Origin of the sequence: Aeromonas eucrenophila (assembly GCF_000819865.1) — a bacterium.
Lineage (GTDB): Bacteria > Pseudomonadota > Gammaproteobacteria > Enterobacterales > Aeromonadaceae > Aeromonas > Aeromonas eucrenophila.
This window is the reverse complement of sequence record NZ_CDDF01000012.1, coordinates 39,098-57,925: the sequence shown is the minus strand read 5'-3', so window position 1 is coordinate 57,925 and position 18,828 is coordinate 39,098. Positions and strand designations below refer to the sequence as shown.

At 58.5% G+C, this 18,828-nt stretch carries 13 protein-coding genes; all 13 read left to right on the top strand.

Going from position 1 to position 18,828, the window contains the following annotated elements; genetic code table 11:
- The first annotated feature begins 95 nt into the window (after positions 1–95).
- Complete coding sequence (gene tssI / locus BN1124_RS12730) at positions 96–2,141, top strand: type VI secretion system Vgr family protein (protein ID WP_042642455.1); 2,046 nt, start codon at positions 96–98, stop codon at positions 2,139–2,141.
- Positions 2,131–2,862 carry a DUF4123 domain-containing protein gene (locus BN1124_RS12725; RefSeq protein WP_042642454.1) on the top strand — a complete coding sequence of 244 codons (732 nt, stop codon included), beginning with the start codon at positions 2,131–2,133 and terminating at the stop codon, positions 2,860–2,862. The genes tssI and BN1124_RS12725 overlap by 11 nt, the downstream gene beginning before the upstream one ends.
- The gene (locus tag BN1124_RS12720) at positions 2,859–7,538 is read left to right on the top strand and encodes an RHS repeat-associated core domain-containing protein (RefSeq protein ID WP_082041607.1); all 4,680 of its coding nucleotides are present in this window, start codon (positions 2,859–2,861) and stop codon (positions 7,536–7,538) included. Before BN1124_RS12725 ends, BN1124_RS12720 begins: the two co-directional genes overlap by 4 nt.
- Positions 7,535–7,885, top strand: a complete 351-nt coding sequence (locus BN1124_RS21335; RefSeq protein ID WP_156128342.1) for a hypothetical protein — start codon at positions 7,535–7,537, stop codon at positions 7,883–7,885. Before BN1124_RS12720 ends, BN1124_RS21335 begins: the two co-directional genes overlap by 4 nt.
- Positions 7,886–8,468: 583 nt before the next feature.
- The gene (locus BN1124_RS12715; RefSeq protein ID WP_042642451.1) at positions 8,469–9,854 is read left to right on the top strand and encodes a tetratricopeptide repeat protein; all 1,386 of its coding nucleotides are present in this window, start codon (positions 8,469–8,471) and stop codon (positions 9,852–9,854) included.
- A gap of 659 nt (positions 9,855–10,513) precedes the next feature.
- Entirely contained in the window at positions 10,514–11,017 is a 504-nt protein-coding gene (tssB, locus tag BN1124_RS12710; protein WP_025326628.1) for a type VI secretion system contractile sheath small subunit, read from the top strand.
- 36 nt (positions 11,018–11,053) lie between these two features.
- Positions 11,054–12,535: a type VI secretion system contractile sheath large subunit gene (tssC, locus tag BN1124_RS12705; RefSeq protein WP_042642446.1), complete on the top strand. Its 1,482-nt coding sequence runs from the start codon at positions 11,054–11,056 to the stop codon at positions 12,533–12,535.
- Positions 12,536–12,541: 6 nt separating this feature from the next.
- Positions 12,542–12,973: a type VI secretion system baseplate subunit TssE gene (gene tssE / locus BN1124_RS12700; RefSeq protein ID WP_042642444.1), complete on the top strand. Its 432-nt coding sequence runs from the start codon at positions 12,542–12,544 to the stop codon at positions 12,971–12,973.
- 3 nt (positions 12,974–12,976) lie between these two features.
- Positions 12,977–14,743, top strand: a complete 1,767-nt coding sequence (gene tssF / locus BN1124_RS12695) for a type VI secretion system baseplate subunit TssF (protein ID WP_042642442.1) — start codon at positions 12,977–12,979, stop codon at positions 14,741–14,743.
- Positions 14,707–15,705 carry a type VI secretion system baseplate subunit TssG gene (tssG, locus tag BN1124_RS12690; protein ID WP_042642440.1) on the top strand — a complete coding sequence of 333 codons (999 nt, stop codon included), beginning with the start codon at positions 14,707–14,709 and terminating at the stop codon, positions 15,703–15,705. Before tssF ends, tssG begins: the two co-directional genes overlap by 37 nt.
- Before the next feature lie 26 nt (positions 15,706–15,731).
- Positions 15,732–16,967, top strand: coding sequence for a type VI secretion system-associated FHA domain protein TagH (tagH, locus tag BN1124_RS12685; protein WP_042642599.1), 1,236 nt, complete (start codon positions 15,732–15,734; stop codon positions 16,965–16,967).
- A complete protein-coding gene (gene tssJ, locus BN1124_RS12680) occupies positions 16,967–17,482 on the top strand; it encodes a type VI secretion system lipoprotein TssJ (RefSeq protein WP_042642438.1) in 516 nt (171 codons plus the stop codon). The genes tagH and tssJ overlap by 1 nt, the downstream gene beginning before the upstream one ends.
- Before the next feature lie 2 nt (positions 17,483–17,484).
- On the top strand, positions 17,485–18,819 hold the full coding sequence (gene tssK / locus BN1124_RS12675; protein ID WP_042642436.1) for a type VI secretion system baseplate subunit TssK: 1,335 nt from the start codon (positions 17,485–17,487) through the stop codon (positions 18,817–18,819).
- The last annotated feature ends 9 nt before the right edge of the window (positions 18,820–18,828 follow it).

The following is an 18,828-nucleotide window of genomic DNA, read 5'->3' as shown; positions in this document are numbered from 1 at the left end:
AGCCATGGCGGCGAAAACACGGCGGCCATGGCTGATCTCTCACCCACCTTGATACTCCCCGCTGGCGGGGCAGGATTAATCGCAGAGGCGTGCCGATGGCAGACAGCACAGGATTACAATTCACCGTCAAAGTGGGGGCCTTGCCCGAGAGCACCTTCGTGGTGGCCGAGTTTGCACTGGAAGAGGCGCTAAACGGCCCCTTCCAGCTAAGGCTGGAACTCGCGAGCCCTCAGTCGGATGTCGACTTTGGCGCCGTGCTGGACCAGCCCTGCGAGCTGCAGGTGTGGTACCACGGAGAGCTGCAGCGGCGGGTGTGCGGTGTTGTGAGCGACTTTGCCCAGGGGGATAGCGGCTTTCGTCGCACCCGTTATCAGTTGCTGGTGCAGCCGGCCCTGTGGCGGCTGGGGCTTCGTCAGAATTCCCGCATCTTCCAGGCCCAGAAGCCGGACGAAATTCTCTCCATCTTGCTACAAGAGCACGGCATCACGGACTACGCCTTCGCACTCAAGAACGAGCACGCCCAGCGGGAATACTGTGTCCAGTACCGGGAGACGGACCTCGATTTTGTGAACCGCCTTGCCGCCGAAGAGGGGCTGTTTTACTTCCACGAGTTCGAAGCCGGCAAACACCGCATCGTCTTTGCCGACGATGCGGCGGCCCTGACCGCAGGCCCCGAGCTCTTCTTCAATCTCGGCAACCGTGCCCTGGAGCAGGGCCCCTATGTACGCCAATTCCACTACCGGGAAGCGGTACGGACGTCGGATGTTGAGCTCAAAGATTACAGCTTCAAGACTCCGGCCTATGGCCTCTCTCACAAGCGGCGCGGCGCCGAGCTATCCCATCAGTGCGATACCTACCAGCACTTCGACTCCCCGGGCCGCTACAAGCTGGACCCGAGCGGCAAGGCGTTTGCCCAGCACAGGCTCGACGCCCTGCGCAATGACGCCGTCACCGGTCAGGGCAAATCCAACTGCGCGGCCCTGCTGCCGGGGCAGTATTTCTCTCTCACCGAACACCCGAACGGCGTGCTCAACGCCGATTGGCAAGTCGTGCGCATCCGCCACACCGGCTCGCAGCCCCAGGCGCTGGAGGAGGAGGGGGGCAGCGGCCCCACCGTCTACCACAACGAGTTCGGGGTGGTGAAGGCGAGTGCGACCTGGCGTGCGCATATCGGCAGCCCACAGGCGCCCCACAAGCCCATGGTGGACGGCCCGCAAATCGCCATCGTGGTGGGCCCGGAAGGGGAAGAGATCTACTGCGACGAGCACGGCCGGGTGAAGCTGAAATTTCCCTGGGATCGCTATGGCAGCTCTAACGACCAGAGCTCCTGCTGGGTACGGGTGAGCCAGGGTTGGGCCGGCGGTCAGTACGGCATGATGACCATCCCGCGCATCGGCCACGAGGTGATCGTGAGTTTCCTGGAAGGGGACCCGGATCAGCCGATCATCACCGGTCGCACCTATCACGCCACCAACCGGCCCCCTTATGAGTTGCCAGCCAACAAGACCCGCACCGTGCTGCGCACCGAGACCCACCAGGGAGAGGGGTTCAACGAGCTGCGCTTCGAAGATCAGGCGGGCAAGGAAGAGATCTATATCCACGGTCAGAAAGACCTGAACCTGCTCATCGAGAACGACGCGGCCTGGCACATCAAGCACGACGAACACAGGGACATCGACAATGAGCGGGTGACCCGCATCAAGGGCAATGACCATCTCACTGTGGGCGGCGAGAAGCGGGATCATATCAAGGGTGACCTGTCGCTCACCGTGGATGCGTCCCTGCATCAAAAACTCGGTCAGAACTGGCTCACCCAGGCGGGGCAGGAGGTACACGTCAAGGCCGGTGCCAAGGTGGTGCTGGAGGCGGGATCTGAAATCACCGTCAAGGTCGGCGGCTGCTTCGTCAAGGTAGATGGCGGCGGCGTCACCCTGGTGGGCCCCACCATCAAGATGAACTCCGGCGGCAGTCCTGGTTCCGGCTCCGGTTGGGCAGGTAAATCTCCCATCAACCCCCAAGGGGTCACAGTCCCTCCCGCACCCAAGGTACCGCTGAGTCCGGCTCAGCTCGCCACCATGAAGAGTGCGGCGCCTTTCTGCGAAGAGTGCGAGAAGTGCAAGGAGGGCGCTTGTGAGATCTGAGACCATTTCTCTGAGTGAGTGGATCACTGCTTGTGATCAGCGCCCTCTCTATGCCGTGCTGGCGGGGGCGAGCGATGCCAACTCTTTGCAGCACTACTACCGGCTGGATGGCCGCCACACTCCCAGCGGGCTCTATCTCGGCACCCCTTATGAAGACTGGCACCCCGTCATGCCCTATCTGGTCGAGCTCGATCGAGGCAGCTCCTTTATCGAGTGGGCCGCCAGCACGGACGCCCGTGATTGGGGATTCATTTTGTCGACGGCGCAGCCCATGGCGACCCTCTATGCCCATCTGCAGGGGTTGACCCAGGTGTGGCATCAGGGGGATACGGTGTTCTTTCGTCACTGGGAGGGGGCCTATCTGGTGCCCATTGCAGAGCAGCTGGGGGATGGCTTCACCACCCTGTTGCCCGAGCTGAACGGGCTCTGGGTCGCTGGACATGGCTTTCATTGGACAGAGTCCGAGGCCAAGGCGCCGCGGACTTTCCCCTGGTGGAGCCTGCCTGAAGCGCTGGCGACCAGCCTTGCAAAGCAGGATCCCGGCCCCCTCATCAATAACCTGATGCAGCAGCTTGCGGATCAGAATGGTCAGCTCTACTGGTCCTTTCCCGAGGCCAATTTACGGCTCAAGGTTGCCCGCTTCGTCGCGCGGAATCCCTTAAGTGACTCCGAAATATTTCCGGCGCTGGAAGCTGCGCTGCTGCAAGAGGTTCAAGCATGAGCAACGCCGGTCAGGCCGTCTTCAACCAGGTGATCGCCGATTATCGAAATGCCTTGAAAGAGTATCGCAAGGATGCCGAGAGCTTCTTCCTGGGTGATCTGCTCAGCATGGACATGGAGCAGACCATCAAGGTGGGTGACAAGAAGGTCTCTGTCTCATCAAACAGCAAGAAGGCGCAGTCTGTCGTCACCCAGTGCCCGCTGAGCGGCACCTTGCGGCTGGTGCATTTGTTCGAATCGGTGCGTTTTATCCCCATCGGCAATACCCCCTACAAGGTGGAAGCGGGCAAGATGGATCGCGGGCGCTTCGTCAGCGAGTCCGTGGCCAAGGAAGGAACCCTGGATGCCAAGGGTATCGCCGAGGTGGGCAAGCTTGTCCCCGGCAAATCTTATCGAGTCACCTTCTATCCCAATGTGAAGAAGGCAGATCTAGACGGACTCTTTGCCTCCTATGCCCCCGTGCAACAGGATCTCATCGACTGGCTCACCAAGGAGTGGGGGAGCGAACACAAGGCAGCCTGGGCCCGCTACACCATGAACGGGGGCGGTTTTGGGGCGCATTCCCTCGCCGCAGTCAGCGGTATCGGCAAGGCCCTGGTCGGGGTCTGGGACGATCTCAAGACCATTTACGATCTGTTGGCCGATCCGGTGGGCAATGCCAAGAAGCTGGCGGAGTTCGGGGTTGATGCGGCCGCCATGGCTGCGGCAGGAGCCTCCCAGATGGAGGCAGCCATGCTGGTGCTGCAAGATGAGGCCCTGCTTTATCTCTACGCTTACGCTTTGGTGAGCTGGGTCAAGTTGCTGCCGCCGGATGAGCAGACCGAATTCGGTACCCAGGTGATCGCCACCGTGCTTATCGACGTCATCGTCGGCGTGGTGTTGACCGGGGGGGCCGGGTTGGCGGTGCGATATAGCGTAAAAGCGGCTGGCGCCGCCAAAAAACAAGCTCGAATGGTTGTGCTTGTGACCAGCCTGATATCCATGTCCAAGAAGCACAATCTGGTTCAGCATGCCCAGAGCGCCAAGAAAGTGCTGGTGGCCGGTGTAGCTCCCCTCAATCCGGCCAAGAAGGCGGATCTCAAGCTTGTGGATAGCGGTGTCATGACCGAGGTCGTGCAGGGAACCGCCGCCAAACGCAGGTTCGAGGCTCATACCGAGATCAAGCAGGTCAACAACACCCCGGATGCCTCCAAGCAGGGCAGGACGCCATCGGATCAGGCGCACCAGCCCGAAGCCCAGACCTGCACCAATGGTTGCCCCGTTTCCATGGTAACGGGGGAAGAGTTGCTGGCACTGGAGGATGCCCAGTTGCCTGGCATGCTGCCCTTCACCTTTGGCCGTCTTTACCGCACCTCGGCGGTGGCGCTGGACCGCGGCATGGGGGCTGGCTGGAGTCACTCCCTGGCCCACCGACTCGAGCGCCACGGCGAGACCCTGACCTGGTGGGATGATGAATCCCTCGCCATCGAGCTGCCCCTGCCGTCCGGCAGGATGCCCATGGCGACCAACCGGCTGTCGTCGGCGGCCGTCTATCTCGGCGACACTGATGACGAGGTGATCCTGGCCAAGGCGGGGTCGCCTTTCCTGCATTTTTTCTGGCATGGGAACGAGGGGTGTCTGACCGCGCTCTCCGATGCTTACGGCAACCGGCTGGCGGTGCGCGCCGATGAGAAGGGTCGCCCCTGCTGGCTGGAGAACGAGGGAGGGCTAGCCCTGCGGCTTGTCTATCAGGGCAATCGCCTCTGTGCCCTCGAGTTGCAGCAGTTCGATGGCCTGCACTGGCAGCCACAATCGACCCTGCAACGTTATCACTACGACGAGGCGGGCCGGCTTGTTGCCGCCGAGAACGGGGTGGGTGAGCAGGAGCGCTACCGCTACCGGCCCGATGGGGTGATCCTCGAGCGCCGTCTCGCCGGTGGCGCGGGCTTCTTCTGGGAGTGGGAAGGGGAGGGGAATAAGGCCCGCGCCATTCGCCACTGGAGCGACGTCGCCCGCTTCGACGTCAGCTACGGCTGGGATGACGACAAGGGGGAGGTGACGGTTCAGAGCGTCGATGGCAGCCTCGAAGTCTATCGCCATGACAGCAATGCCCGTCTGGTGCGCCAGCAGGATCCGGACGGTGCAATCACCGAATTTGACTACAACGACCAGGGACAGAAGGTACTGGCCTGCGATGCTCTGGGAGGGGAAACTCGTTATCACTATGACGATGCGGGGTTGTTATCGCTGGAAATTGCGCCAGATGGCAGTGAAACCGCCTACAGCTACTGGGATGGTCGGGTTCGCAAAGTGGTGCAAGGTGAGCGTGAGTGGCGCTTCGAGCGCAATGAACAGGGCGATGTCATTGCCCGGGTTGACCCGCTCGGGCGGCAGACCCGCTATGGCTACACCGCACAAGGCAAACTCAGCTGGGTGGCACAGCCCGATGGCAGTCGCATCGAACTGCTCTGGAATCGCCTTGGCCAGCTTATCGAAGAGAAGGGGACCGATGGCGGCCTCACCCGCTGGCGCTATGACGAGCGGGGCCGCCAGATCCTGCGCCGGGATCCCCGCGGTGCTATCACCCGTTACGAGTGGGATGGAGCCGATCGCCTGCGGGCAGTGCATCTGCCCGGTGGCGGTAGTCGCCGTTTCGAATACAACCCCTATGACAAGGTGACGGCCGAGTGGGATGAGCTGGGCCGTGAGACTCGTTATGAATACCACGATCGCCTGCATCTGCTCAGTCGGCGCATCAATCCTGACGGCAGCGAACTCAAGTACCGCTATGACAACGCCAAGCTGTTTCTCAGTGAAATCGAGAATGAGCACGGCGAGCAGCACCGCATCCAGTATTACCCCAATGGCTTGGTGGCCCAGGAGACCGGCTTTGACGGGCGCACCATCGCTTATCGCTACGATCTGAATGGCCATCTTTGCGAGAAGGTGGAGTACGGCAAAGAAGAGGCCGAGCTGGTCACCCGCTATGAGCGCGATGCCATGGGGCGACTGCTCAGCAAACAGCTGCCGGATGGCCGTGAGATCCAGTTTGCCTATGACACCTATGGCCAGCTGATCCGGGTTGATGACGGTGTCTGGCCGCTGGCCTTTGAATATGACAAGGGCGGAAACCTCACTGCCGAGCATCAGGGGTGGGCCTCCAGTTATTTCAAGCACGGTGTCATGGGGCAACTCGCCCAGTGGCGACTGCCCGATGGCAACCATCTCGATTACCGTTATCAGGACGGGGTGTTAAGCGGTATCGATCTTAATGGCAGCGAGCTGACCCGCCATCAGGTAGCGGCAGGCCTCGAGATGCGTCGTCGCCAAGGGGCACTGACCCAGCAGTATGAGTATGACGAGCAGGGTCGCTTGACTGCACTGCGTCTGCACCGTGGCCAGCAGGTCTCCCGCGAGCGGCGCTACGGTTACGACAGGTCCGGCAATCTGCTGCGTGTCAATGACAGTGCTCAGGTGGCGGCCGGCAATCCACAAGGAGAGCAGCACTATCGCTACGATCCACTGGACAGGTTGCTGGAGGTGTGCGGTGAGTTGACCGAGCGCTTTATGCATGATCCCGCCGGCAACTTGCTGAGTCAGACCCAGGGCAACCAATTTGAACCCGCGCGCACTCAAGGCAACCGGCTGCTATTTAGTGGCGATCGCCATTTCGAGTATGACGAGTTTGGTCGTCTGGCCACCGAGCGGCGCGGCAAAGCGCAGCGATTGTTTACCCGCTATGAGTACGACTGTCAGCATCAATTGATTGTGGCCGAGCTGCCCGATGGCAGCCGTGCGCGTTATGACTACGATGCCTTCGGTCGTCGCATTCGCAAGACGGTGACAAACGGCGCCGATGAGCAGGTGACCGAGTTCCTGTGGCAGGCCAACAACCTCATCGCCGAGAGCCGCAGCGACGGGGCTTATCGCAGCTTTATCTATGAGCCGGGCAGCTTCAAACCGCTGGTTCAGCTGGAAGGAGAAGGGAAACAGGCCGAGGTTTATCACTACCAGCTGGATCATCTGGGCACTCCCCTGGCCCTGACCCATCACGATGGCCATAGCGCCTGGCAGGTACGCTATCGCGCCTATGGCAATGTCTGGAAGCAAGAGCTGGCCGAGGTCGAGACACCTCTGCGTTTCCAGGGGCAATATTATGATACCGAGACCGGGCTGCACTATAACCGTCACCGTTACTACCAGCCCGACACCGGTAGATTTATTACCCCCGACCCGATAGGCTTGGCCGGTGGGCTCAATAACTACCAGTACGCTCCCAATCCCACTGGTTGGGTGGATCCGCTGGGGTTAATGCTTAAAGCGACTAACTGTCTTAAACATGCCTTTAAGTTCACAGTTGATAAACATGGTAATATGCCTAAACCTAGACCTGGATTAAATTCTCATCATGGAGTTATGTCTGCATGGATGAAACATAATTTCCCAGAGTATGATGCTAGCCAAGCACCTGCTGTTCTAATGCCTGAAGCAAATCATCGTGCAACTTTTGGTGTTTATAACACGTGGCGTGCTGACATGCGGAAATCAATGGGAGGGGAGTTTGATTGGGGTAAAGTTACTGAAGATGAAGTCAAGTCCCTTTCAGGTAAAATGTTTGATGCGGCTGAAGTTCCAGCTGATATCAGAAAGGAATACTGGGATTGGTATTTACGCATGAATAAGGTATTGATGGAATGAATGATATGAACAGTTCTAAAAAATTATTGACTTGTAATGAGCTTGAGCAAATAGCCATAGATCTGGGGAAAAACATTCCTACAACGGATATTGATTTTTCAGATGTGCCAAATAGTTTGAAGCCATTAATCCCATATGTAGAGGTTTGGGGAGTGGTAGATGATTTTGAAAGAGAGGAAATTATAGATAGAACATCACCTGTTATAAAAGACAACTTAAAGTGGGTGATTAGTAATTTCGATAATGAACTGGATGAATGGTTGGCAGGCACTGAGGCAGAAAGCTCCAACCCATCAGATGCATATGTATCATTCTCAGCATTTAGAATGGCAGTCGATTCTATCTAAAGTAAATGTGTGATAGTTAATATTAATAGTGTTTTCCAAACAATGAATTCAAATAATACTGAAAATATCATTTCAAGACATCGGCCTTAGCCGATGTCTTGTCCTATTTAGAAATCATAGTATATATTCATGTATAAACTTAAGGTTGTTTCTGTAGAATTTCATCATCATTGGTTGCTTTATATTCTTCTTGAGGAAGATACAAGCTATTGGGGTACCTACCTTTTTAGTCTCTCCCTGCAACAGAACTTGGCTTGAGTAGTTAGTCTATGGCTATTGCACATTCATATTAAATAAGTTTTCAGCAAACGCCTTACTACCATGTGATCTGTCGCATTTGTGGTGAAAATTTCGATTCGAAAGTGATACTCGACAGTTGGCAAGGCAGTCTAGTTGCTACGATCTTTATCATCGGCATCGATGACCTTATAGTCAAGATTGCTCAATCACTACCAGTTGGTTAATTATTGGTACAGGCATAATTTTCTTCAGAAATAAAATATCGTTGTAGAATAAATCTTTATAAAATCCATTGTAAATATTTTTATTTACGTATGTTAATTTATTATCTAAAGATCTATATATGAAATATCACCTTTTATGCTTAGCATTGGCTGTTTATTGGCTTACCGCTTGCACCACAACTACACCACTCACTGAGTCTGAACTTTCTCAAGCCGCTCAGCAGGGCCAGGGCAAGGCGCAATATGAGCTGGCCAATCGTTTGGCGGCCAAGCCGGATTATCCCGAGGCGATGCGCTGGATGAAGCAGGCTGCGGATCAATCAGGACCACTGGCGGCCGATGCGGATGTACGAGGCAAGGCTGCGCTGCAGGTGGGGAGCTGGTATCAGACTGGCCTCGGTGAGCCCAAGAATCCAAAGCTGGCCCAAGACTGGTGGCAGCGCTCGGCCAAGCTGGGTAATGCGGATGCCAGCTATCAGCTGGGGTTGGCGTGCCGGCAGCAACATCAGGGCAAACTGGTCGATGAGTGCCTCGACTGGTTCGAGCAGGCGGCCAAACGCGATCATGCGGACGCTCAGCTGGTGTTGGGAGAGTGGTATGCCAAGCAGCTAGGTGCCGACGCCGATGCCATCGAGTGGCTGGAGAAGGCGGCCGAGCAGGGTAACCGCGAGGCGCAATATCGGCTCGGTCTGCGTTATGAGCAAGGAAAGGGAGTCGCCAAGCGCCCCGATCTCGCTCAGCGCTGGTATGAGAAGGCTGCAGCCCAGCAACAACCGGATGCCTTGCTGATCCTGGCCAGCCGGGCGAGTGGTGCCGAGGCTGTCCCCTTGTATCAGCGCGCCGCCAATGCCGGTGCTCCCCAGGCACAGCTGTGGTTGGGACAAGCCTATCTGGCGGGGGAGGTGGTGGCTCAGGATCTTGCGCTCGGTCGTTACTGGCTGGAGCTGGCCGCGAGCAACGGCTCTCACGAGGCTGAATATCAGCTGAGCCTGACACAGAGCGATCCGGCAGCGCGAAAGCACTGGCTAACGCTGGCGGCCAAAGGCGGGGTGAGCCAGGCACAACTCGAGCTGGCCAAATTGCAACAAGGACGGGGTGAGCTGGTAGCGGCACGCCAGAGCCTCGCCTTGGCGGCGCTGCAGGGCAACGTCGAGGCCCACTATGCCTATGGTGAGATGCTGCGGCTGGGGCTGGGTGGAGAGGCGGACTATGTTCAGGCGCTCAAACACTATCGGCTGGCAGCCAATGCCAATCATCGACAGGCGCAATATCGCATGGGCACCATGCGTGAGCGAGGCTGGGGTGCACCTCGTAACCGCTTGCATGCTTATGCATGGTATCTGCTCGCTGCGACCGACGGTAACAAGGACGCGACCGATGCAGGCAATGAGCTGGAAAAAGGGATGACAAAACAGGAGAAAGCATCTGGTCAAAAATTGGCCCAGCACTGGTTCATCAAGCTGGAGAAAAGCCATCCTCCTGAGAAGATACAAGACAATACATAGTGCTCAGCAAGATGATAAAACACACTAAATTTTCATATTAGATGGAAAAATCCCATGGTGTGATGATGAATGCCATGGGATATTTTTTGTACTTTATGGGTTAATTTTATAGTGTATTTTATATGGCTGTTTTGTATGAGAGAGGCGCTATCACTTTTTTGGAGTCGTCATTCTGTTGCCAAGTATTAATGCTTCCCCATCAGCTTGATGTAAAATTCATTGATTTCCTTGCCGATCAAGCACCACCATTTCGCAGTGGAATCCAATTTAAGATATTTCTCTCTCAGCATATGATTTGTCTTATCTGTTTGATTTTATTGATATTTATTATTTCACTAATAATATTTAAATGTTTTTTAAATATTTTTTATTGACGTAATCAGAATCATGAATATACCATCTGTCGCAAATGGCTCTTAAGCCAAACAGACCTCTAACGAAGAGTAGAGGCAAAATCGGTTGTATAAGTAACAAGCAGCACATTGCGTTTTTGATTATCATGGCCTTGGCCTGATACATATCAAAAATGCCTCGTCGGCTAACGCTCATTCGCCTGAAACTGGGTTTAACAGGTCAACTGTCATTTTTTACAGTTGCCATGGTGGGCGTTGGCTATAAGCTTTGGGGTCTTCGTGGATCCTTAACTTGGTATTTAGAGCATGGGAAAAGGAATTGATGGCGCCACTGTTGCGCCTAAAGAGCGTATTAATATCAAATATGTGCCGGCAACCGGTGGGCAACAGGCTGAAATAGAGCTTCCGTTGACCATGATGGTGGTTGGCAACATGAAAGGACGCACGGAAGAGACCCCCATCGAGGAGCGTCAAACCGTCTCCATCGACAAGAATAATTTTTCTTCCGTCATGAAAGAATCTGCACTGGAACTGAAATTTTCCGTTCCCAATCGCCTGGAAGAGAACAGCCAGGACGAGCTGCCCGTGTCGATCAAGATCCAGTCCCTGGAGGACTTCACCCCCGACAGCGTTGCCCAGCAAGTGCCAGAGTTGCGCAAGCTGCTGGAACTGCGTGAGGCCCTGGTTGCCCTGAAAGGACCCTTGGGAAATATCCCGTCCTTCCGCAATCGTTTGCAGGATCTGCTGTCCAGTGACGAGGCTCGCGAGCAACTGCTCAAGGAGCTGGATCTGATTAAGCCTGCCGAGTGATCTGCAGACTAATTAACTGATCGATAAGGAAAAACTATGTCTCAGGTCGAAGAACAGGTTCAAGCGGGGGCGAGTGTTGCCTCCTCGTCGTCCTTGCTGGACGAAATCATGGCGCAGGCACGCATCACCCCGGTGGATGAGGGTTACAGCGTCGCCAAGCAGGGGGTTGCCGCCCTGATCGCCAACATTCTGGACAGCGGCACCACCGCTGAGCCGGTCAACAAGGCGCTGGTGGACAGCATGATTGTCGAGCTCGACAAGAAGCTGAGCAAGCAGATGGACGTCATACTGCACGCCAAAGAGCTGCAGGAGCTGGAGTCTTCCTGGCGCTCCCTCAAGCTGCTGGTGGATCGCACCGATTTTCGTGAGAACATCAAGATCCAGGTGCTGCATGCGACCAAAGAGGAACTGCTGGAGGATTTCGAGTTTTCCCCTGAAATTACCCAGTCTGGCCTCTACAAGCACGTCTATTCCACTGGTTACGGCCAGTTTGGTGGTCAACCCATCGGTACCGTGATCGGCGATTATGCCTTCACCCACAGCTCCCCCGACATCAAGCTGATGCAGTATGTCAGCGCAGTCGGCGCCATGGCCCATGCCCCCTTCATCTCCTCCGTCGCACCGGCCTTCTTCGGTGTGGACAGCTTCACCGATCTGCCGTCCATCAAGGATCTCAAGTCGGTGTTTGAAGGCCCGGCCTACACCAAGTGGCGCTCCCTGCGCGAATCGGAAGATGCCCGCTACCTGGGGCTGACCGCACCGCGCTTCCTGGCACGTCTGCCCTACGACCCGACCGAGAATCCCATCAAGGGCTTCAACTACCAAGAAGACATCAGTTCGGATCACGACCACTACCTGTGGGGCAACACCGCCTATCTGATGGGCACCTCCCTGACCGACAGCTTCGCCAAGTACCGCTGGTGCCCGAACATCATTGGTCCGCAGAGTGGCGGCGCCATCCAGGACCTGCCTGTACATGTGTACGAGGCCATGGGCCAGCTGCAGGCCAAGATCCCGACCGAGGTGCTAATTACCGACCGTCGTGAATACGAGCTGTCCGAAGAGGGTTTCATCACCCTGACCATGCGCAAAGACAGCGACAACGCGGCCTTCTTCTCCGCCAACTCGGTACAAAAACCCAAGGTGTTCCCGAACACCAAGGAAGGCAAGGAAGCGGAGACCAACTACAAGCTGGGTACCCAGCTGCCCTACATGTTCATCATCAATCGCCTGGCACACTACATCAAGGTGTTGCAGCGCGAGCAGATCGGCTCCTGGAAGGAGCGTCAGGATCTGGAGCGTGAGCTGAACGGCTGGATCAAGCAGTACGTGGCCGATCAGGAGAACCCGCCGGCAGATGTGCGTAGCCGTCGCCCACTGCGCGCCGCCCAGATCAAGGTGCTGGACGTGGAAGGTGAGCCGGGCTGGTATCAGGTTACCATGGCCGTACGCCCGCACTTCAAGTACATGGGGGCTAGCTTCGAGCTGTCTCTGGTGGGTCGTCTGGACAAGGAATAATGGCCGATGCCGTCTCTCTCTTCTTGGGATAGAGGAAATGCGGCCAGCCTGTTTGACAGGATTCGGGGGGAGGGGCTTCATCCTTCCCCCCGCTCGGAAGTTGATGAACTGGTGGACTCTGTCAAACGGCAGCTCGATCAGATCCTCAACACCCGTCCCGGCAATTGTCGCAGTGCCCCGGATCTCGGTGTCATCGATCTCAATGATGCGACTCAGGGCAGTGCCGACATCAAGGGACGGATCCGTGAGGCGATCCGGCAATGCATCCGTCGCTATGAACCGCGGATCATTCATGTGGAAGTTCGTTCACCCGACCATCAGTCGAGCCCGCTCGAGATGTCGTTTCAGGTGACCGCCCACGTGAGGCTGGAGCACATCGAACAGGTTACCTCGTTCAACGTCCACATGGACAGTCACCGTCACTACCGCATGGTCTGATCAATGTCGCTGGAACATTACTTCAGGGATGAACTGGCTTTTTTGCGCCTGCAAGGGCGCGAATTTGCAGATAGCCATCCCGAACTCACCCGTTTCTTATCCGAGCAGAACACAGATCCGGACGTGGAGCGCCTGCTGGAAGGCTTCGCGTTCCTCACCGGCAACCTGCGCGCCAAGATCGAGGATGAGTTCCCCGAGCTGACCCACGGTCTGCTTAATATGCTCTGGCCCAACTATCTGCGCCCCGTGCCCAGCATGACCATCATGCAGTTCTCGGTCATCCCCGGGGCCATCACTCAACCTGCGCTGGTCAAGCAGGGTTGTCAGCTCGACAGCCTGCCCATTGATGAGGTGACTTGTCACTTCCAGACCAGCCACGACGCCTGGATTTACCCGGCCGATATCCGCCAGATCGCGGCCCAGAGTGGCAATGATCTCTCCACCATCTCCCTGGATATTGCCCTGCATGCTCCCTTGCCGCTCAGTGAATTGCAGCTCGACAAGCTGCGCTTCTTCCTCGGCGGGGACAGTTATACCGCCTATGAGCTCTACTTCTGGCTCTCTAACCAGCTCTCCCACATGGAGCTGGAGATCGACGGCAAGCGCTTTCGCCAGGAGGCCAAGGCCCTCAAGCCCATTGGCTTCGAGCGCGACGATGCGCTCTTGCCCTATCCGAACAACGTCTACTCCGGCTACCGTATCCTGCAGGAGTATTTCTGCTTCCCGCAGAGCTTCCTCTTCTTCGAGCTCAGTGGTGGCGACTGGCCCAGGCAACCTCTGCCGGTCAGCGAATTCAAGATCCATTTCTGTTTCGACAAGCCGCTGCCCGCTGAGCTCAAGATCCGCCCCGACTCCTTCATGCTCAACTGCGTGCCGGCCATCAATTTGTTTAAGCACGACAGCGAGCCGGTCAACCTCAACGGGCGCCAGGCCGAATACCCCCTCAAGGCGAGCTACCGCCACGCGGACAGTTTCGAGATCTTCTCGGTCGACGAGGTGGAAGGCTGGGTGGAAGGCAACCTTGGGCGCTCTCGCGGAACGCCGCGCATCTATCAGCCGTTCGAGAGCTTCCAGCACCAGATAGAGCGGGCCAAACAGCGGCTGGCGCTCTATTACCGGGTGAGGGTGCGCGAATCGGTGAGCGGGGACGGTTTCGAGCACAGCCTCTCCTTCGTGCGCGGGGACGAGACCACAACAGTGGAACTGGATGAATCCATCTCTGTCACCCTGACCTGCACCAACCGCTCCCGGGCCGCCACCCTCAAGGTGGGCAACATCTGCGTGCCGACCGGCAGCTCTCCCTCGTTTGCGACCTTCCGCAACCTGATCAGGCCGACCCGACCGTTGCGCCCGGCACTGGATGGCAGCCTGCACTGGACCCTTATCTCCAACCTATCGCTCAACTATGTTTCCCTGCTGCGCCGGGATGCCCTGGTACAGGTGTTGCGTACCTATGACTTCCCGGCCCTGCACGACAAGCAGGCGGAGCAGGCCTCGCGCAAGCGGCTGGCGGGGATCGAGGAGATCGAGACCACCCCGGTCGACAGGTTGGTGCGCGGCATGCCGGTGCGCGGGCTCAAGTCGGTGCTGCACGTCCGTCAATCCGCTTTTGGCAGCGAGGGGGAGCTCTATCTGTTCAGCACTGTGCTGGCTCACTTCTTCTCGCTCTATGCCAGCGTCAATGCCTTCCACCTGCTTGAGGTGGTCAATCTCGACAACAAGGAGCGTTACCAGTGGCCAGTCCAGATCGGTCAACACTCCCTGATGTGACGTCCGCCAGGGACGCGCCTCGCTTCAATTTCTTCCAGCTGGTTGAGCTGCTCAACCGGCTGGATGGCGCCGATCAGGAGCGGGGGCTCGACTACCTGCCAAGCGACGAGGGGATCCGCTTCAAGGCGACCGCCTCTCTGGGCTTCCCTACCAGCGATGTGCTGCAGATTGGCCGTGATGGCAAGGGGCGCCACGAGCTGGAGGTGGCCTTCCTCGGCCTGCATGGCAGTCAGTCTCCCATGCCGGGTTACTACCTCGATTCCCTGGCGTGGGAGTACGCCCAGGGGGAGCAGAAACTCGGCCTGTTCCTGGACTTTTTCCATCACAGATTGCTGACCCTGCTACACCGGATCTGGCGCAAGTATCGCTACCACGTGCGTTTTCAGGATAACGGCGAGGATGGTTTCTCCCGCTTGATGTTTGCCCTGGTGGGGCTTGGCAACGAGGCCGTCTGCCGCAGCTTGCCGGTCAACCGCGCCAAGATGCTCTCCTACGCGGGCATGTTGGCCAGCCCCAGTCGCTCCCCAGAGGTGGTGGCCGGTTTGGTGGCTCACTGCTTCGATCTTGCGGATGTGGAGGTCAATGCCTGGCAGTGGCGCCGGGTGCCCATCCATCAGGATCAGCAGAACCGGCTGGGCCGTGCCTGCGCCATCCTGGGGGGCGATTTCGTCATCGGCGACAAGGTCAATGACTGTGCGGGTAAGTTTCTATTGAAGATCAATAACCTGAGTTTTGGGCAGTTTCTCGGGTTTCTCCCGAACGGGGAGCATTTCCACGCCCTGGTGACCTTTGTCTCCTTCATCCTGCGTGACCAACTGGCCTGGGATCTGCGACTCGGCTTCGGCCAGGAGCAGGCCCGGGGGCTGCGATTGGGGGAGGAGCAGAGTGCGCGCCTGGGGTGGAGCACCTTCCTCGGCGCGCCGCCAAGTGACCCGTTTGTGACTATTTGTGTTCAGGAATAGGTGCAGGAATGAGAGCAGGAGTGAATGTGAACGACCTAAACCAGCAACTTTCCCTGGTGGTGCTCAACAGTGAGCAGCTCGATGGCAACCAGCAGGTGCAGTATCGCTTCGATGAGATGGGCGGCTCTCTCGGGGCCTCCGAGCAGGATGACTGGCACCTGCGAGACAGGCTGGGGGCCGTCATGCCGGCTCACGCCCGGATTGAGCTGCAGGACGGTCGTTTCTGCCTGTGCGATCTGAGCGGCCAGACCTATATCAATGGTGCGACTTCCCCCATAGGGCGGGCGCGCAAGGTGCACCTGGAGCAGGGGGATGAGCTCATCGTCGGTCCGTTCCGGCTCAAGGCCTATCTCGGCGCCATCACCCCGGAGCAGAGCCTGCAGCAGGTGCTGGGCAATCGCCCCACCGAGCAGCTGGACGAGTGGCTGGCGAGCGACGAGCCCGCCGTCCGCGAGGAAGATCCCCATGCCCTGGCGCTCGATCCCCTGCTGGCGCTGCAGCACGAGCGCTCGGCGCTGACGCCCCTGGTGGATCCCCGTCGCCAGGCCGAATTCCCCTCACAACCGGATATGGAACATCCGTCCCTGTCCCCCTTTTCTGCCATCGAGAACACCATGAACCAAGAATTTCTGGATATGCCCGCCATCGAGAATCACCCGGATTACCTGCCGCCACTGGAGGGGGTCGATCACGTGGCATTGACCCCGCTGATGCGTGGCCTGGGCCAGCCGCTGCAGATGCAGGACACCCAGCAGGCCCACGACATGCTCGAAGAGATGGGCAAGACGGTGCGCGCCATGGTGGAAGGCTTGCTGCAGCTGCAAAGCGATCAGGCGGCGTTGGCGGACAAGCACCTGCGTCCCATCGAGGACAACCCGCTGCGTCTGGGGCTCGGTTATGACGAGACCCTGGCGGTGATGTTCGCCGAGCAGAAGAGCCCGGTGCATCTGACCGCGCCGGCGGCGGTGGCCGAGAGCCTGCGCAACGTGCGCATCCACCATGTGGCGAACCAGCAGGCCATAGGCGCAGCGCTCGACAGCATCCTGCAAGCCTTCTCGCCGGATGCCCTGGTCGGCCGTTTCGAGCACTACCGCCGCACCGGTACCCCGGGCGCCGCGGACGAGGGCTGGGCCTGGAACATGTACCAGCACTACTACCGCGAGCTGACCTCCGCTCGTCAGCAGGGCTTCGACAAGCTGTTCCATCAGGTGTATGCCCAGGCCTATGACCAGGCCGTGCGTCAGCAACAGGGACTGATTTGATGACACGTGCGCTGATGCTGGGGGCAGCTCTGCTGACCCTGGCGGGTTGTACCACCATGGGCAAGATGGCCGACGTGGCCATGGACCCGGACATCCAGGTGGGCAGCAACGATGACCAGCCCTCCACCCTGGGCCTGAGCCTGGTGGCCGAGCCGGACGTCAACCCCAACGAGAGCGGGGAGGCGGCCCCCGTCGAGTTCCAGGTGGTGCTACTGGCGGAAGATTCCAAGCTGCTCGCCACCGATTATGACCAGGTGACCGCGGACGTGGAGAAGGCGCTCGGCAAGAACTACCTAGATCATCAGGACTACACCTTGCTGCCGGGGCAGTTCAAGTACCTGCCGCCCGTCAAGCTCGACGAGAAGACCCGCTACATCGGGGTGATCGCCCGCTACGCCGATCCGGAGAGCGCCGAATGGCGCAAGGTCATCAAGGTCAAGAGCACGGGCCGCGCCTATCAAATCCTGGTTCATCTGCGTCTGGATGAAGTGGAACTACAACAAGAAGAAGAGTGACCATGTCGAGTCGAAATCGGGTTATCTGGCGTGAGGGGCTCTTCATCAAGCCCCAGCACTTCCAGCAACAGCAACGGCATTCGGAGTACGCGCTGCACGCCCGCCTGAGCGCGCTGTCCGACTATTTCTACGGGCTGCAGTCCCTCGCCATCAACGAGGACTACCTCGGCTTCGGTCGTATCGCCCTGGTGGGGGCGACCGGCATCCTGCCGGACGGCACCGTCTTCAACATTCCGAACGACGATGTGCTGCCGACCCCGCTGGAGGTCACCGACGCCTCGGTGGCGAACCAGAAGGTCTATCTGGCGCTGCCACTGTCGGTGAGCGGGGTCAACGAGGTCAATCAGGGGGGCCAGGTGGCCACCAGGCTGCAGGCCCATCGTCACGATGTGCGCGACCTGCACAGCGAGGGGGGGGACGTGGTCTCCCTCGAGGTGGGCCGGGTCAGCCTGCGGCTGATGCTGGAGCGCGACGATCGCAGCGCCTACGCGTCGCTGGCCATCGCCCGCATCCTGGACAAGCGTCCGGACGGCGGCCTGGTGCTGGACCCCAACTTCATGCCCTGCAGCATCAGCGTCTCCGCCATCCCGACCCTCAAGCGCTTCCTCGGCGAGTCCGCCGGCCTCGTGGCCGAGCGGGCCCGCAGCCTCTCCCAGCGCATCGCGGCGCCGGGACAGCAGGGGGTCGCCGACGTGGCCGAGTTCATGATGTTGCAACTGCTCAACCGGGCTCAGCCTCAGCTCTCCCATCTCGCCCGCCTCGGCACCCTGCACCCGGAGCGGCTGCACGAGGCCCTGGTGCAGATCTGCGGCGAGCTGATGACCTTCACCGATGAGTCGCGCCTGCCGCCGGAATTTGCCGCCTACCGTCACGACGATCAGCAACTGAGCTTCGAGCCCGTGATGCTGGCCCTGCGCCAGGCCCTCAGCACAGTGCTGTCGCCACGGGCCGTCTCCATCCAGCTGCGCAAACACCAGTACGGTGTCATGGTGGCCGTGGTGGGGGAGAGCGAACTGATGCAAAGCGCCGACTTCGTGCTGGCGGTGCGGGCCCGCATGCCTCAGGAACAGTTGCGCAAGCAGTTGCTGCAACAGACCAAGGTGGCCTCCAGCGACAAGATCCGCGAGCTCATCAGCCTGCAACTGCCCGGCATCCCGCTGCTGCCGCTGCCGGTGGCCCCGCGCCAGCTGCCCTATCACGCCGGTTACAGCTACTTCCAGCTCGACCGGCAGAGCCCGGCCTGGCAGATGCTGGCGGTGGGCAACACCCTCGCTTTCCACATTGCCGGCGATTTCCCGGAGCTCGACATGCAGCTCTGGGCCATTCGTAGCCAGTGATCCCATCAA

Coding starts and splice junctions, on each gene's coding strand:
- tssI (WP_042642455.1), top strand. CDS start 96: ATGGCAGACAGCACAGGATTACAATTCACCGTCAAAGTGGGGGCCTTG.
- BN1124_RS12720 (WP_082041607.1), top strand. CDS start 2,859: ATGAGCAACGCCGGTCAGGCCGTCTTCAACCAGGTGATCGCCGATTAT.
- BN1124_RS21335 (WP_156128342.1), top strand. CDS start 7,535: ATGAATGATATGAACAGTTCTAAAAAATTATTGACTTGTAATGAGCTT.
- BN1124_RS12715 (WP_042642451.1), top strand. CDS start 8,469: ATGAAATATCACCTTTTATGCTTAGCATTGGCTGTTTATTGGCTTACC.
- tssB (WP_025326628.1), top strand. CDS start 10,514: ATGGGAAAAGGAATTGATGGCGCCACTGTTGCGCCTAAAGAGCGTATT.
- tssC (WP_042642446.1), top strand. CDS start 11,054: ATGTCTCAGGTCGAAGAACAGGTTCAAGCGGGGGCGAGTGTTGCCTCC.
- tssE (WP_042642444.1), top strand. CDS start 12,542: ATGCCGTCTCTCTCTTCTTGGGATAGAGGAAATGCGGCCAGCCTGTTT.
- tssF (WP_042642442.1), top strand. CDS start 12,977: ATGTCGCTGGAACATTACTTCAGGGATGAACTGGCTTTTTTGCGCCTG.
- tssJ (WP_042642438.1), top strand. CDS start 16,967: ATGACACGTGCGCTGATGCTGGGGGCAGCTCTGCTGACCCTGGCGGGT.
- tssK (WP_042642436.1), top strand. CDS start 17,485: ATGTCGAGTCGAAATCGGGTTATCTGGCGTGAGGGGCTCTTCATCAAG.